Below are 14,736 nucleotides of genomic sequence, written 5' to 3' on the forward strand. Positions count from 1 at the left end.
GTGACTGACGGCCCGACCCAAGGACAAGACGACAGGACGACGGTGCTCGCCGTGCCCCCGCAAGCCCCGGCCGACCGGGCCGCCGCCGGGCCCCGGGTGGTGTTGCTGGGTGCCGGTGAGCTCAGCCGGGAACTGGCGATCGCCCTGCGGCGCCTGGGCGCTCGGGTGATCGCCGTCGACGAGCGCGCGGACGCGCCCGCGCACGGGGTGGCCGATCAGGCGCTGGTGGTCCCGATGACCGGTGCCGACGAGCTGGCCGCCGCGGTCCGGGGGCTGCGGCCCGACGTCGTCGTCACCGCCACCGACGCGGTCGCGCCCCGGGCGCTCGAGGCCCTCGAGGACGCGCACACCCAGTTGGTGCCCAGCGCCCGCGCCGTGCGGCTCACCGGCGATCGCGAGGGCCTGCGCCGGCTGGCCGCCGACGAGCTGGGGCTGCCCACGGCGCCGTTCTGGTTCGTCGGCTCCGTCGCGGAACTCGAGGCGGTGGGCGCCCACGCCGGTTACCCGCTGCTGGTGCGCCCGGCGCATGCGGCCGCCGGGCGGGGGCAGTCGGTGGCGTCGGGGCCCGACGACATCGCGCCGGCCTGGCAGCGCGCCACTTCAGGCCCGGGCGAACAGCACCGCGTGCTGGCCGAATCCGTGGTCGAGGTCGAGTTCTACGTCACCTTGCTGGCGGTCCGCAGCGACGGGCCGCACGGGCCGGTGATCGAGTTCTGCTCGCCCATCGGCCATCGCGGCGGCCATGACGACGGGCTGGAGTCGTGGCAACCGCAGAAGATGAGCCCGGCGGCGATGGACGCCGCCAAGTCGATTGCCGCGCGCATCGTCAAGGCGCTCGGCGGGCGCGGCGTGTTCGCCGTCGAGTTGATGGTCAACGGCGACGAGGTGTACTTCGCCGACGTCGCGCCCGGCCCCGCCGACAGCGTCTGGGCGACGGTGCGCAGCCAGCGGCTGTCGGCGTTCGAGCTGCAGGCCCGCGCCGTCCTGGGCCTGCCGGTGGACACCATGATGATTTCGCCGGGCGCGGCGCACCGGGTGGAGCGCGCCGACGCGCCGGCGGCCGCGCTGGGCCGGGCGCTGAGCGTGCCGGAGAGCGACCTGCGCGTCGTCGGGCGGGGGTTCCAGGCGTTGGCGACGGCCCCCGAGGTGGCGGCGGCCCGCGACCGCGCCCGTGAGGTCGCCAGCCGGCTGGCCGCGCGCGACCCCGCGCACTGAGTTATCCCCCGGCGCGGTCACCTCGTTACGATTCGGGGTCATGAGCACAGAGCGCCCGGGCCCCTACGCCGGAGACATCACGCCCCAGCAGGCATGGCAGCTGCTCAGCGACAACCCCGATGCGGTGCTGGTCGACGTGCGCACCGACGCCGAATGGCGGTTCGTCGGCGTGCCCGACCTGTCCAGCCTGGGCCGCGAGGCGGTGTTCATCGAATGGAACACCTCCGACGGCAGGCTCAACGCCAACTTCACCGACGAGCTCCGCGACCGCGTCCCCGACACCGAGGCCGATCGGCCGGTGGTCTTCCTGTGCCGCTCGGGCAACCGCTCCATCGGCGCGGCCGAGGCCGCCACCCGGGCCGGCATCACCCCGGCCTACAACGTGCTGGAAGGGTTTGAAGGGCACGCGGCCGCCGCCGGAGAGTCCGGCTGGCGCGCCATCGGATTGCCCTGGAAGCAGCTGTGAGCTCGCCGCCGGGCGACCCCGTCCGCGCGGCCAAGGCGCTGCCCGACGGCGTGAGCCCGGCCACCATCGGCGTGCGCGGCGGGCTGCTGCGGTCGCAGTTCGACGAGACCGCCGAGGCGATGTTCTTGACGTCCGGCTACGTCTACTCCTCGGCGGCCGTCGCGGAGCGCTCGTTCACCGGTGAGCTGGACCACTTCGTGTACTCGCGGTACGGCAACCCGACCGTGACCATGTTCGAGGAGCGGCTGCGCCTCATCGAGGGCGCGCCCGCGGCGTTCGCCACCGCGAGCGGGATGGCGGCGGTGTTCACCTCGCTGGGCGCGCTGCTGGCCGCCGGGGACCGGCTGGTCGCCTCGCGCAGCCTGTTCGGGTCCTGCTTCGTGGTGTGCAGCGAGATCCTGCCGCGCTGGGGTGTCGAGACCGTCTTCGTCGACGGCGACGACCTGGCGCAGTGGGAGCGGACGCTGTCCGTCCCCGCCCAGGCCGTGTTCTTCGAGACCCCGTCGAACCCGATGCAGTCGCTGGTGGACATCGCCGCGGTGGTCGAGCTCGCGCACACCGCGGGGGCAAAGGTGGTGCTGGACAACGTCTTCGCCACGCCGCTGCTGCAGCAGGGCCTCCCGCTGGGCGTCGACGTGGTGGTGTACTCGGGCACCAAGCACATCGACGGTCAGGGCCGGGTGCTGGGCGGCGCGATCCTCGGCGACAAGGAGTACATCGACGGCCCGGTGCAGAAGCTGATGCGGCACACCGGACCGGCGATGAGCGCGTTCAACGCCTGGGTATTGGTGAAAGGCCTTGAGACGCTGGCTATCCGGGTCCAGCACAGCAATTCCTCGGCGCACCGCATCGCGGAATTCTTGGAGACCCATCCCGCGGTGAGTTGGGTGCGCTACCCGTATCTGCCGTCGCACCCACAATACGACCTGGCCAAGCGCCAGATGTCCGGTGGCGGCACGGTGATCACCTTCGCGCTGGACTGCCCCGACGCCAAGGCCAAACAGCGGGCCTTCGAGGTGCTGGACAAGCTGCGGCTGATCGACATCTCCAACAACCTGGGCGACGCCAAATCCCTTGTCACACATCCCGCCACCACCACCCACCGCGCGATGGGCCCGGAGGGTCGCGCGGCGATCGGCCTCGGCGACAACGTGGTCCGGATCTCCGTCGGGCTGGAAGGCACCGACGACCTGATCGCCGACCTCGACCGGGCGCTGAGCTAGCCGGCCTGCTTCTCGGCCGCTTCGATGCGTTCGGCCGCGGCCAGCGTGCCCTCCTGCGCTTGCCGCTCCACCCAGTCCACCACCGGGCGGGCGTACATCATCTGGCTGGTGATGGCCATCTGGCCGCGGCTGCGCCCCAAAAAGGAGATGCCCCAGGCGAACATCGCGGCGATGCGGTTGCGGTGGCCGATCAGGTAGTACAGGTGCAGCAGCAGCCACGCCAGCCAGGCGATGAAACCGCCGAACTCCAGCTTGCCGACCTTCGCGACGGCGCTGTACCGCGAGATGAGGGCCATGCTGCCCTTGTCGAAGTACTTGAACGGTTTGCGGTTGGCCGGGTCGTCGTGGCCCTTCACCGCGTCCTTGATCAGCGCGCTGACGTAGTGCGCTCCCTGGATCGCGCCCTGGGCCATTCCCGGCACCCCGGGGACGGACATCAGGTCGCCGACGACGAACACGTAGGGGTGGCCCTTGACGGTGAGGTCCGGCTCGACGATCACCCGCCCGGCGCGGTCGGTCTCGGTGCCGTCGGACTGCTCGGCCAGCATCTTGCCTAGGCCGCTGGCCTGCACGCCGGCCGCCCACACCTTGCAGGCGCACTCGATGCGCCGCTCGGTGCCGTCGGAGTCCTTGACCGTGATGCCCATGTAGTCCACCGCGGTCACCATCGCGTTGAGCTGGATCTCGACGTCCATCTTCTCCAGCCGGCGTTGCGCCTTGAGGCCCAGGTTCTCGCCCATCGGCGGCAACACCGCCGGCGCCGCGTCGAGCAGGATGACCCGGCATTCGCTGGGAGTGATGGTCCGGAACGCCCCGGCCAGGGTGCGCTCGGCGAGTTGGACGATCTCGCCGGCCAGCTCGACGCCCGTCGGCCCGGCGCCCACGACGACGAACGTCAGCCGGCGCCGCCGTTCCTCGGGGTCGGTGGCGACCTCGGCGGCCTCGAACGCGCCGAGGATGCGGGCCCGCAGCTCGAGGGCGTCGTCGACGCTCTTCATGCCGGGCGCAAAGGCGGCGTACTGGTCGTTGCCGAAGTAGGACTGCTGGGCGCCGGCGGCCACGATGAGGCTGTCGAACGGAGTCACCGTCTCCATGCCCATCAGGTGCGACGTCACGGTCTTGGCGGTCAGGTCGATGTCGGTGACCTCCCCCCACAGCACCCGGACGTTCTTCTGCCGACGCAGGATCAGCCGGGTGGTCGGGGCGATGTCGCCTTCGGACAGGATGCCGGTGGCGACCTGGTACAACAACGGCTGGAACAGGTGGGTCGTGGTCTTCGAGACCAGGGTGACGTCGACGTCGGCGCGTTTCAGTGCCTTCGCGGCGTTCAGGCCACCGAACCCACTTCCGATGATGACGACGCGATGACGAGACATGCTCACCCCTTATTGGCCGTGTCGTTCTGGACGCAGAATGTATGTCCACCGTACGACTTCGACCGGGGGAACGTCACGGCGCGACCCCGATCGGCCCAAGGGTCGACAGAACCGGCTGTCGCACAGGACAATCCGGCACCAGGCCGCCACGCTGAATTATTGGCAGGTCAAGGATGGCCCGCAATTAACCGTTACCGGCGTCGTACAACCCGAAGCCGCGCATACGGTGAAGCCGAGCATCGCTGCGAGAAGAATTTTTCCGGTGAATCTTGACACAACACCACCCGTTCTGAGAGGCCAATTTCATTGGCTACCTGATTGCCCGATGGCGGAAGTGTACGTTGTGATTCCCGTTGCGCGAACGGATTTCGAAAAATGGCGCCCGCCCGCGCCGCGTCATCGTCGGCGGCCAGCGCACAGTGGACCAATTGGCCACGTGCGCAATGAGTTTCGCGCTGCCGCTAGAACGGCCATCCGTTGGAATTGTCCTTGAATTTGTCGTTGACGGCGGTGCAGAAGTCGTCGGCGGTGCCGGCCAGCAGGACGTAGTAGGTCTCGCCGCGGCGGCTCTCGTAGGTGTTGGGGGTACTCCAGCCGCTGTTGCAGAGCGAACTCTGCGTGCCGACCGTGGCCCTGCGCCAGTTGGTCTTGACGCAGCCCACCAGCCCGTCGACGTTGGGTGTCGCGCTCTTGGCGGCGACCACCATCACGCCTCCCCATTGCCCGTCGCTGCGCCGATAGGCGCGCGCCCCGAACCCGGCATTGTTGGTCTGGCAGGCCAGCGCCCGGCGCATGAGCGAGAAGGGCGCGGCCAGTTGCTGATTGGCGGTGCCGGCGGCCGCAGTGACGAATTGGGCCGCGTCCGACCCGTCGACCTCCTGCACGTTGGGGGTGCCGAAGCTGAACAGCTGCGCCGCGATGCCGGCGTTGCTGCCGCCGCCGATGATCGGCCCGCCGCCGGTCGACGTCATCGGGGGCAGCGCGGCGGTGGGGTCGGCGCCGGCCGGGGGCACGATGGCCACGGCACCCAGGGCCAACGCCGCGATGATGCCGCCGATCCGGTGCGCGGTGCCTGTCATGCCTCCCATTCCAGCACGTGCGCGTACTCGGCGCGACGGTCTTCGCGCACCAAGGAGTCCAGCAGGTGGCGGGTCTGCAGCCGGATGTACTGCTCGCAGGTGTAGGCCGGCCCGAAATGCCAGTGCTTGAGCGCCCAGCCGTGGGCCAGCAGCATGATGTCGACCACGGTGAGGTCGATGTCGACGTCGCGGAAGACGCCCAGGCCGATGCCGGCCTGGATGACCGCGCGCAGCGGTGTGGCGGTGGCGATTTCGAGTTCCTTGATCCGCGCCCGGTCGGCGGGCGCCAGCGTCCGGCTCTCCCGATAGGTCAGCACCACCCCGTCGAGGTTCTCGTCCACGATCTCGATGTAGCGGCGGATGCCGGCGGCCAGCTGGTCCACCACGTCGTCGCCGGCGGCGGCCATGACCGGCGCCAGTTGGTCGCGAAACACGTCGAGGATCCGCACGATCGTGGCGAGCAGCAGGTCCTCCTTGCCGCCGAAGTAGGTGTAGATGAGGCCGACGCTGACCTTGGCCTCGGCGGCCAGGTCCTGCATGGACGTCTGGTGGAAGCCGTGCGTTCCCATGACCTTGACCGCGGCGTCGAGCAGCTGGCGCCGGCGCGCGGTGGCCCGGGCCGCGCGGACGGCCTCATGTACCGGGAGCTCGCCGTAATCGAGGGCCATCAGATGCCCAGGTCCTTGGCGATGATCGTCTTCATGATTTCGTTGGTGCCGCCGTAGATGGTCTGGATGCGGGCGTCGACGAAGGCGCGCGCGACGGCGTACTCGCGCATGTAGCCGTAGCCGCCGTGCAGTTGCAGGCAGCGGTCGGCGGTCCGCACCTGCAGGTCGGTGGTCCACCACTTCAGTCGCGCGGCCCGCGCGGCCGTCAGCTCGCCGGCCAGGTGCTGGGCCAAACAGTCGTCGAGATACGTTCGGGCGACGTCGATTTCGGTCGCCACCTCGGCGAGCACGAACTGGCTGTGCTGAAACCCGCCGATGGGCGCCCCGAAGGCGGTGCGCTCGCGCACGTAGTCCAGCGTTTCAGCCAGGATGGCCTCGGCGGCGGCGACCGCCCCCACCCCCAGCGCGAGCCGCTCCTGCGGCAGGTTCTGCATCAGCTGGTAGAAGCCCCTGCCCTCCTCGCCGAGCAGGTTGGCCGCCGGCACCCGCAGGTCGGTGAAGGTCAGCTCGCTGGTGTCCTGGGCGTGCAGGCCGATCTTCTCCAGGTTGCGGCCCCGGGCGAATCCCGGGATGTCCGCGTCGATGACCAGCAGCGACAGCCCGTGGTGCCGATCGGGTGACGTCCGCACCGCGACGACGAACAGGTCGCCGCACTGGCCGTTGGAGATGAATGTCTTGGCGCCGTTGACCACGTAGTGGTCCCCGTCCCGGACCGCCGCGGTGCGGATCCCGGCCAGGTCGCTGCCGGTGCCGGGCTCGGTCATGGCGATGCCCAGCACCGTCTCGCCGGTCACCACGCCGGGCAGCCAGCGCCGTTGCTGCTCGGGCGTGGTCAGGTCGGTGAGATAGGGCAGCACCACGTCGTTTTGCAGCGTGAACGCGATGGCCTCGGCCGCCGCTCCCGCCCGCTGCAACTCGTCGATCAGGATCGCGTTATAGCGGAAGTCGCTGACCCCGGGGCCGCCGAGGTGCTCGGGCACCGAGAAGCCGAGCAGGCCGAGCCGGCCCGCCTCGACGAACAGCGAGCGGTCCCACTGGCCTTGCCGTTCGGCCCGCTCGTGCGCCGGGACCACCACCCGCCGCACGAAGTCGCGGACCAGCGCCCGGAATTGCCGGTGCTCCGACGTGTATTCCAGGCGTGCCATGTCTTTCCCCCTTTACCGGAAGGCGTCGCTGCCGGTGAACGCCTGGCCGAGGACCAGCTGGTGCATCTCGGGCGTGCCCTCGTAGGTGAGCACCGATTCCAGGTTGACCATGTGCCGGATCACCGGGTACTCCAGCGATATCCCATTGCCGCCCAAAATGGTTCGAGCGGTGCGGCAGATCTTGATGGCCTCCCGGGTGTTGTTCAGCTTGCCGAAGCTCACCTGCTCGGGGCGCAGCCCCGCGCTGTCCTTGAGGCGGCCGAGGTGCAGCGACAGCAGTTGGCCCTTGTGCAGCTCCACCGCCATGTCGACGAGCTTGGCCTGGGTCAGCTGGAACCCGGCGATCGGGCGCCCGAACTGGGTGCGCTGGGTGGCGTAGTCGAGGGCGGCCTGCCAGGCCGACCGCGCCGCGCCCATCGAACCCCAGATGATCCCGTAACGCGCCTCGGACAGACACGACAACGGTCCCCGCAGCCCTCTCGCCCCGGGCAGCATCGCGTCGGCGGGCAGCCGCACGCCGTCGAGCACCAATTCGCTGGTGATCGAGGCCCGCAGCGACAGCTTGTGGTGAATGGTGTTGGCGGAGAAGCCCGGCGTCTTGGTGGGGACGACGAAGCCGCGGATCCCGTCGTCGGTGGCGGCCCACACGACCGCGACGTCGGCGACCGAGCCGTTGGTGATCCACAGTTTGCGGCCGTCCAGCACCCAATCCGAACCGTCGCGCCGCGCACGGGTTTTCATCGCGGCGGGGTCGGATCCCACGTCCGGCTCGGTCAGCCCGAAGCAGCCCAGCAGTTCGCCGGTGGCCATGGCCGGCAGCCACTCCTGCTTCTGTTCCTCGGATCCGAAATTCCAGATCGCGAACATCGCCAGCGAGCCCTGCACCGAGACCATCGAGCGCAGGCCGGAGTCGGCGGCCTCCAGCTCGACGCAGGCCAGGCCGTAGTGCACGGCGGAGGACCCGCCGCAGCCGTAGCCCTCCAGGTGCATGCCGAGCAGCCCGAGCTGGCCGAAACCCTTGGCCAGTTCGCGGACCGGGAGGTCGCCGATCTCGAACCAGTCCGCGATGTGGGGCGCGACGTGCTCGGCGCAGAACCTTCGGACGGTGTCGCGCAGCGCGCGCTCGTCGTCCGACAGGGAGGCGTCCAGGCCCAGCGGGTCGTACCGGTCGAAGGCGGGAGGTTGGTGCGTGCTCATGGGTCTCAGCCTGCCACCACCGCGCCTTCGGCCGGCCCTCAACCAGCCATCGTCAGGCCGCCGCTGACGCTGATCACCTGTCCGGTGATGAACGACGCGGCGGGCGAGGCGAAGAACAGGACGGGCGCCGCGACCTCCTCGGGCCGGGCCAGCCGGCGAAACGGGATGGCCTTGACCAGCGCCTCTTTCAGCTTCTCCGGCTGGGCGTGGAACAGCGGTGTGTCCGTCGGGCCGGGACACACGCAGTTGACCGTGATCCGGTGGCGGGCCATCTCCCGGGCCAGCGACTTGGTCAGCGCGATCACCCCGCCCTTGGCGCCCGCGTAGATGGATTCCCCGGCGCTGCCGACGCGGCCTGCATCGCTGGCCAGGTTGACCACGCGCCCGCCGCCGTGGGTTTCGATCATCCCCGGCAGGAACGCGGCGCAGACGTGCACCGGCCCCAAATAGTTGATCGCGACCACCTTCGCCGCGAATTCCGGTGTGGCATTGAGGAATTGATCGGTGCGGTCCCAGCCGGCGGCGTTGACCACGATGTCGGGGACCCCGGCCTGGGCGTGGGTGGCATCCCGCAGGGCGTCGACCCGGGCGGGGTCGGCGACATCGACCGGCAGCGCGGTGACCAGCTCGGGGCGCTGTCCGGCGGTGGCCGCCGCGGCGGCCTCGTCCAGGTCGGCGGCGATCACCCGGTCGCCTTGTGCGGCGAACGCCAGCGCTATCGCCCTGCCGATGCCCGAGCCGGCACCGGTCACGAGGGCCAGGCGCCCCGGTGAATGCGCATTCATTGCCGACGAATCTAAGTTCAGCGTGGCGGTGGGGTCAAGGCCGGCGCCCGCCCCGGTAGTCTCGCGACATGCGGCGGCTGGTGTGGCTGGGCCTGGACGTCATCGGTGTGGTGGTCTTCTGCGCGGTCGGCCGTCGCAGCCACGACGAGGGACTCAACGTCGCCGGCGTCGCCACCACCGCCTGGCCGTTTCTCACCGGAACCGTCGTCGGGTGGCTGGCGTCGCGCGCGTGGCGGCGCCCCACGGCGGTGGTGCCGACCGGGGTGGTGGTCTGGCTGTGCACCGTCGTCGTCGGCATGGTGTTGCGCAAGGTCACTTCCGCGGGCGTGGCGGCCAGCTTCGTGGTGGTGGCGGCGTCGGTCACCGCGTTGTTGTTGCTCGGCTGGCGCGCGCTCGCCGGGCTGGCCCTGCGGCGCCGGTCCGGCGTCTGACGCATGGCGGCGACGGTGGGCGTGGCGGCGACCGCGGCATTCGGTGCCGCAGCCCGGGCCGTCGCCACCAACAAGGGGCAGTTGAGCGATCCCTTCGCCGAGCCGTTGCTGCGCGCCGCCGGCGTCGACCGCCTCGTCCGGGTGGTCGACGACGACCGGTTCGCCGCTGACGACAGCACCGGTCCGCGCTTCCTGGACGTCTGCGCTGCCTGGTGCCGGTCCGTCGACGAGTTCGCCGCCGAGGCCGGGAGGGCGGGCCTGCGCCAGGTGGTGATCCTGGCGGCGGGGCTCGACACCCGGGCCTACCGGCTGTGGTGGCCGCCCGGAACGACCGTCTACGAGGTCGACCGGGCCGAGGCGCTCGACTTCAAGTCCGAGGTGCTGCGCGGGCTGGGTGCCGAGCTGACCGCGAGCCGGCGCGCCGTCGGCGTCGACCTGCACCGGGATTGGCCGGCCGCGCTGCTGCGGGTCGGTTTCGACGCCGCCGCGCCCACGGTGTGGATCGCCGAGCAGGTGCTGATCGGGTACCTGACGCCCGGCGTCCAGGACCGCGTGCTGCAGGGGGTCACCGCGATGAGCGCCGCGGGCAGCCGGTTGGCCGCCGACCACATGCCGACGTGGACGCCGTTGCAGCTGGAGGCGGAGCGGTCGTTCGTCGAGGGCTGGCACCGCCACGGGCTGGACGTCGACCTGGCCAGCCTCACCCATGCCGGGCAGTACCACTACGTCCCCGACTATCTGGCCGCCCGCGGCTGGGAGACGGTGCAGCGCAACGTCGCCGGCCTGCTCGGCGGCATGGGGCTGCCGGGCCGGCAGGGCGGCGGCACCGAGTTCGTGCCGGAATACCTCACCGCGACGCGCTCCTAGTCGCGGCGCCAGCCCTGTTTAAGTTGGTTAACGTTTAATTAACTTAAATTCGTCGGCCCGATCCGTGAACCCCGTGCGGCCTACCGTCGTAACACGCTGTGTGAGCCGCGACGAGAAGGGGTCCGAGCCCATGCTGACGCGACTGGCCCTGATCGCCATCGCCGCTCCGCGACGGGTGATCGCGGGCGCGCTCTTCGTCGCCGTCCTGGCCGCCGTCTTCGGTGTCCCGGCCGCGGCGACCCTGCCCGGCGGCGGATTTCTGGACCAGACGGCCGAATCCGCGCGCGCGGCGGCCATTCTGGGGGAGAAGTTCGGCCAGGGTGACATGGAGATGACCCTGCTGGTGAGCTCTCCGGGCGGCGTCAACGAAGGCCCCGCCCGGATGGTGGGCACGGACATCGTCGAACAACTGGCCCGGTCACCGTTCGTGGCCCAGGTGGCATCCCCCTGGAACGCGCCGCGGCCCGGGTTGATCAGCGCCGACGGCAGGTCCGCGCTGATCGTGGCCGCGCTCAACGGCGGGGAAAGCAGCGCGCCGAAGCACGCCCGGGAACTGGCGGACCGGCTGGTGCGCGACCGCGACGGTGTGACCGTGCAGGCCGGCGGGATGGCCATGATCTACGAAGAACTCAACCGGCAGACCGAAAATGACCTACTGCGAATGGAATTCGTCGCCATACCGTTGAGTTTCGCCGCGCTGGTATGGGTATTCGGCGGGCTGCTCGCCGCGGCGCTGCCGATCCTGGTGGGCGGCTTCGCCATCCTGGGGGCGCTCGCGGTGTTGCGTGCGGTGGCGGTGGTCGCGGACGTGTCGATCTTCGCGGTCAACGTCTCGGTGGCGCTGGCGTTGGCGCTGGGCATCGACTACACCCTGCTGATCATCAGTCGCTACCGCGACGAGCTGGCCGAGGGGCGGTGCCCCGACGACGCCCTCGCCCGCACCATGGCCACGGCCGGCCGCACCGTGCTGTTCTCCGCGATGACGGTGGCCCTCGCGCTTTCGGCGCTGGTGATCTTCCCCATGTACTTCCTCCGGTCGTTCGCCTACGCCGGGGTCGCGGTGGTGGCGTTCGCGGCGCTGGCCGCGATGGTGATCGCGCCCGCGGTGATCGTGGTGTTGGGCGACCGGCTCGACGCGCTCAACGTCTGGGATCTGGGGCGCAAGCTGTTTCGGCGCCCGGCGCCGCCGCCGGTAGCCATCGAACAGACCTTTTGGTACCGCACCGCCACGCTTGCCATGCGGCACGCGCTCCCGGTCGGCCTGGCGATCATCGCCCTCCTGCTGGCGCTGGGGGCGCCGTTCCTCGGCATCAAATGGGGTTATCCCGACGATCGGGTGCTCCCGGCGTCCTCGTCGGCGCGGGCAGTCAGTGACCGGATCCGGCAAGACTTCGGTGCCGACACCGCGACGACGGTGCGGGTCGTCATCGCGCGCGCCGAGGGTCTGACGACGGGCGAACTCGAGGAGTACGCCGCGCGCCTGTCGCGGGTTCCCGCCGTGTCGGTGGTGTCGTCGCCGACGGCGACCTTCGTCGCCGGCGAGCGCAGGGGACCGGCGTCCGCGCCGGCCGGCCTGGCGGGCGGGAGCGCCTACCTCACCGTGGCCAGCGGGGCGCCGCTGTATTCCGCGGCCTCCGAGGCCCAGCTGGACCGCCTGCACGCGATCCCGGCGCCCGGGGACCGGCGGGCCGAGATGACCGGCATGGCCCAGATGAATCGTGATTCGGTTCAAGCGATTACGTCGCGATTGCCCTTGCTGTTCGGCTTCGTCGCGTGCGTCACGCTGGTGCTGCTCTTCGCGCTCACGGGCAGCGTGGTGCTGCCCGTCAAAGCGGTGGTGCTCAACGTGCTGTCGCTGACCACGGGGTTCGGCGCTTTGGTGTGGATCTTCCAGGACGGCCATCTGGGGGCGCTGGGCACCACCCCGACCGGCACGCTGGTCGCCAACATCCCGGTGTTGATGTTCTGCATCGCATTCGGATTGTCGATGGACTACGAGGTCTTCCTGCTGGCCCGCATCCGGGAGTACTGGCTGGAGTCGCCGCGCACCCGTTCCGACAACGACGAGAGCATTGCGTTGGGCGTCGCCCGGACGGGCCGGATCATCACGGCGGCGGCGCTGCTGATGTCGATCTCGTTCGCCGCCCTGACGTCAGCGGACGTCTCGTTCATGCGGATGTTCGGGGTCGGGCTGACGCTTGCGGTCCTGGTGGACGCGACGTTGGTGCGAGTGCTGCTCGTCCCGGCCTTCATGCACGTGTTCGGCCGCCTGAATTGGTGGGCGCCCGCACCGCTGGCCCGGCTCCGCCGCCGAGCGGATGTCCGGCCGACGGACGCACCGCGCGCAGCCGACCCGGTCGGGTGAGCCGGATGGAATGTGGTGCGGTCGGAGGCGTTGGATGGTGATGTGGTGCAACCGTCCAGCGCGCCGGCCGCGGACCGCGAGCTGCGGTTCGTGTCGGCCACCCACGATGATCTGTTGGCGCGGCCACTGCTGGCCGAGCTGGCCGACGAGTACGCGCAGCGCTACGGCGGCACGCCGAACACGCACCTGTCCTGGCTGCCCGTACCGGCGAGCCTGTTGGCGCCGCCGGACGGCGGCCTGCTGATCGGCGTGCTGGACGGTTTGCCCGTGACCGGCGGCGCATTTTTGCGCTACGACGCCGAGACCGCCGAGCTCAAGCGGATCTGGACCGACCGCACCCATCGGCGCCGCGGTTACGCCCGCGTCCTGTTGGCGGCCCTCGAGGCCGAGGCCGCTGCGCGCGGATACCGGCGGCTCTACCTGATCACCGGCAACCGCCAGCCCGAGGCCGAGGCGCTGTACGACGCGACGGGTTACATCCGGGTGCCTGCCGACCCGCAGCCGTCCTGGGGGTCGTTTGTCCCGATCGCGTTCGAGAAGATCCTGGTTGCCGGCAGTCGGTGACTTCGCCGCGCCCCAACGGATTTGGAGGCATGTTCGGTTCCGGATTCTTGATATCGCGGGCGATATCGAAAACTGCGTCGACCCATAGCACAGGAGTAGGGGCCGCTGTGGCCGGTGTGAGGATACTCACGGACCGGGCCCGCTCAAAATTCGCCGGCCGCTGCGCGATCGGGGGCATAAGTAACCCCCGATCAAGGCCCTTCGGCTCTACGGGCTGGCCCCGGATCTGGGGATTCTGGCTTAGGAAAGTCAGATCGGAGGTCGATTCGTGCCGCATGTCGGGGTTCTGCAACAGCGGGCGCGCACGCCCATGCTCATCACCGCGATACGCGACATCCAGTTTCGTCAGCGACGCTTCATCATCGCGGTCGTCGGCACCGGCATGGTATTCGCGATGACCCTCATCCTCACCGGACTGACGCTGGGCTTTCGGGTCGAGGCCAAGCGCGTCGTCGACTCGATGGGCATCGACAGCTACCTGATCCAGACGGGCGCGGTGGGTCCGTTTCTCGGGTCGACCAGGTTCCCGGAGGCGGAAGCGCAGCGGGTCGCCCGGCTCCCGGGGGTGGAATCGGCGATCCCCGTCGTTTACGGGAACACGATCATGCAAGATCGGCGCTCTCCGGAAAACCTGAACGTCTACGGTGTGCCCGAGCAGGCGATGCCGCGGATCGCGGCGGGGCGGCCGCCGGCGAATCCCGGCGAGGCCGTCGTCTCGAACACGCTGGGACGATCGATCGGCGACGACGTCGAGGTGGGCCCGCAGCGGCTGCGGATCGTGGGGCTGGTCGACAAATCGACCACGCTCGCGGGTCAGCCCAACGCGTTTCTGACCGTCGCGGGAGCCCAGCGGTTGATGTTTTCCGGGCAGCCGGTGATCTCCGCGATCGGTCTGCGCGGCCAGCCCAAGCAGATACCGGACGGCTACCGTCTCGTCGATCGCCGCGCCGCGGTCGACGACATGGTGCGCCCGTTGCACGGTGCCCGCCTGGCGATGTCGTACCTGGCGATTCTGCTGTGGGCGGTGGCGGCGCAGATCGTCGGATCCTTGGTCTATCTGTCCGCGTTGGAGCGGACCCGCGACTTCGCGGTGTTCAAAGCCGTCGGTGTGGCCACGCACTCGGTGCTGGCCGGGCTCGTCCTGCAGGCGGTCCTCGTCGCGTCGGTCGCGGCGATGCTCGGCGGGCTGCTGGCGGTGCTGATCGGCCCGCTGTTCCCGATGCTGGTGGCGGTGACCGCATCGACATTCCTGTCGTTGATGGGGACCGCGGTGGTCATCGGCTTGCTGGCGAGCCTGGCGGGGTTGCGGCGCGCGGTGGCGATCGACCCGGTCCTGGCCTTCGGGGGGTCGTAGT

The 14,736-nt window shown here is 70.2% G+C and carries 14 protein-coding genes; 8 read left to right on the top strand and 6 right to left on the bottom strand.

The features are described from left to right. Genes purT through AWC03_RS12115 form a run of 3 tightly spaced genes read left to right on the top strand, consistent with a single transcriptional unit; the run spans position 1 to position 2,904 of the window. Positions 1-1,215 carry a formate-dependent phosphoribosylglycinamide formyltransferase gene (purT, locus tag AWC03_RS12105; protein WP_085240712.1) on the top strand — a complete coding sequence of 405 codons (1,215 nt, stop codon included), beginning with the start codon at positions 1-3 and terminating at the stop codon, positions 1,213-1,215. 40 nt (positions 1,216-1,255) lie between these two features. Continuing rightward, positions 1,256-1,681: a rhodanese-like domain-containing protein gene (locus tag AWC03_RS12110; protein WP_085240713.1), complete on the top strand. Its 426-nt coding sequence runs from the start codon at positions 1,256-1,258 to the stop codon at positions 1,679-1,681. Then, complete coding sequence (locus AWC03_RS12115; RefSeq protein WP_085240714.1) at positions 1,678-2,904, top strand: O-succinylhomoserine sulfhydrylase; 1,227 nt, start codon at positions 1,678-1,680, stop codon at positions 2,902-2,904. Before AWC03_RS12110 ends, AWC03_RS12115 begins: the two co-directional genes overlap by 4 nt. Here the strand turns inward: AWC03_RS12115 and AWC03_RS12120 are convergent. From AWC03_RS12120 to AWC03_RS12145, 6 genes are all read right to left on the bottom strand, one after another. After that, positions 2,901-4,280 (bottom strand): NAD(P)/FAD-dependent oxidoreductase, encoded by a 1,380-nt coding sequence (locus tag AWC03_RS12120; RefSeq protein ID WP_085240715.1) that lies wholly within the window; start codon positions 4,278-4,280, stop codon positions 2,901-2,903. The two genes, AWC03_RS12115 and AWC03_RS12120, sit on opposite strands and share 4 nt — an antisense overlap. Positions 4,281-4,741: 461 nt before the next feature. Next, complete coding sequence (locus AWC03_RS12125) at positions 4,742-5,359, bottom strand: hypothetical protein (protein ID WP_085240716.1); 618 nt, start codon at positions 5,357-5,359, stop codon at positions 4,742-4,744. Continuing rightward, entirely contained in the window at positions 5,356-6,027 is a 672-nt protein-coding gene (locus AWC03_RS12130; protein ID WP_085240717.1) for a TetR/AcrR family transcriptional regulator, read from the bottom strand. The genes AWC03_RS12125 and AWC03_RS12130 overlap by 4 nt, the downstream gene beginning before the upstream one ends. Next, entirely contained in the window at positions 6,027-7,172 is a 1,146-nt protein-coding gene (locus AWC03_RS12135; RefSeq protein ID WP_085240718.1) for an acyl-CoA dehydrogenase family protein, read from the bottom strand. The genes AWC03_RS12130 and AWC03_RS12135 overlap by 1 nt, the downstream gene beginning before the upstream one ends. Positions 7,173-7,184: 12 nt before the next feature. Continuing rightward, entirely contained in the window at positions 7,185-8,369 is a 1,185-nt protein-coding gene (locus AWC03_RS12140) for an acyl-CoA dehydrogenase family protein (protein ID WP_085240719.1), read from the bottom strand. Between the two features lie 38 nt (positions 8,370-8,407). Continuing rightward, positions 8,408-9,154 carry an SDR family NAD(P)-dependent oxidoreductase gene (locus AWC03_RS12145; protein WP_085240720.1) on the bottom strand — a complete coding sequence of 249 codons (747 nt, stop codon included), beginning with the start codon at positions 9,152-9,154 and terminating at the stop codon, positions 8,408-8,410. A 68-nt stretch (positions 9,155-9,222) separates the two neighbouring features. Between AWC03_RS12145 and AWC03_RS12150 the strand changes: the two genes are divergently transcribed. The 5 genes from AWC03_RS12150 (at position 9,223) to AWC03_RS12170 (ending at position 14,735) form a co-directional block, all read left to right on the top strand. After that, on the top strand, positions 9,223-9,585 hold the full coding sequence (locus tag AWC03_RS12150) for a DUF3054 domain-containing protein (protein WP_085240721.1): 363 nt from the start codon (positions 9,223-9,225) through the stop codon (positions 9,583-9,585). Between the two features lie 3 nt (positions 9,586-9,588). After that, positions 9,589-10,452, top strand: a complete 864-nt coding sequence (locus AWC03_RS12155) for an SAM-dependent methyltransferase (RefSeq protein ID WP_085240722.1) — start codon at positions 9,589-9,591, stop codon at positions 10,450-10,452. Positions 10,453-10,582: 130 nt separating this feature from the next. Beyond that, entirely contained in the window at positions 10,583-12,817 is a 2,235-nt protein-coding gene (locus AWC03_RS12160) for an MMPL family transporter (RefSeq protein WP_085240928.1), read from the top strand. Positions 12,818-12,862: 45 nt separating this feature from the next. Continuing rightward, the gene (locus AWC03_RS12165) at positions 12,863-13,381 is read left to right on the top strand and encodes a GNAT family N-acetyltransferase (protein ID WP_085240929.1); all 519 of its coding nucleotides are present in this window, start codon (positions 12,863-12,865) and stop codon (positions 13,379-13,381) included. Between the two features lie 310 nt (positions 13,382-13,691). Continuing rightward, positions 13,692-14,735 (top strand): ABC transporter permease, encoded by a 1,044-nt coding sequence (locus AWC03_RS12170; protein ID WP_085240931.1) that lies wholly within the window; start codon positions 13,692-13,694, stop codon positions 14,733-14,735. Position 14,736: the final 1 nt, after the last annotated feature.

The sequence above is a fragment of the Mycobacterium europaeum genome (genome assembly GCF_002102155.1).
Taxonomy (GTDB): Bacteria; Actinomycetota; Actinomycetes; order Mycobacteriales; family Mycobacteriaceae; genus Mycobacterium; species Mycobacterium europaeum.

What these genes read in the sequence shown, in the direction of transcription:
- AWC03_RS12145 (WP_085240720.1), bottom strand. Translation starts at nt 9,154, where the DNA reads ATGAATGCGCATTCACCGGGGCGCCTGGCCCTCGTGACCGGTGCCGGC.
- AWC03_RS12170 (WP_085240931.1), top strand. Translation starts at nt 13,692, where the DNA reads ATGCTCATCACCGCGATACGCGACATCCAGTTTCGTCAGCGACGCTTC.
- AWC03_RS12160 (WP_085240928.1), top strand. Translation starts at nt 10,583, where the DNA reads ATGCTGACGCGACTGGCCCTGATCGCCATCGCCGCTCCGCGACGGGTG.
- AWC03_RS12150 (WP_085240721.1), top strand. Translation starts at nt 9,223, where the DNA reads ATGCGGCGGCTGGTGTGGCTGGGCCTGGACGTCATCGGTGTGGTGGTC.
- AWC03_RS12135 (WP_085240718.1), bottom strand. Translation starts at nt 7,172, where the DNA reads ATGGCACGCCTGGAATACACGTCGGAGCACCGGCAATTCCGGGCGCTG.
- AWC03_RS12120 (WP_085240715.1), bottom strand. Translation starts at nt 4,280, where the DNA reads ATGTCTCGTCATCGCGTCGTCATCATCGGAAGTGGGTTCGGTGGCCTG.
- AWC03_RS12130 (WP_085240717.1), bottom strand. Translation starts at nt 6,027, where the DNA reads ATGGCCCTCGATTACGGCGAGCTCCCGGTACATGAGGCCGTCCGCGCG.
- AWC03_RS12125 (WP_085240716.1), bottom strand. Translation starts at nt 5,359, where the DNA reads ATGACAGGCACCGCGCACCGGATCGGCGGCATCATCGCGGCGTTGGCC.
- AWC03_RS12140 (WP_085240719.1), bottom strand. Translation starts at nt 8,369, where the DNA reads ATGAGCACGCACCAACCTCCCGCCTTCGACCGGTACGACCCGCTGGGC.
- AWC03_RS12155 (WP_085240722.1), top strand. Translation starts at nt 9,589, where the DNA reads ATGGCGGCGACGGTGGGCGTGGCGGCGACCGCGGCATTCGGTGCCGCA.
- AWC03_RS12110 (WP_085240713.1), top strand. Translation starts at nt 1,256, where the DNA reads ATGAGCACAGAGCGCCCGGGCCCCTACGCCGGAGACATCACGCCCCAG.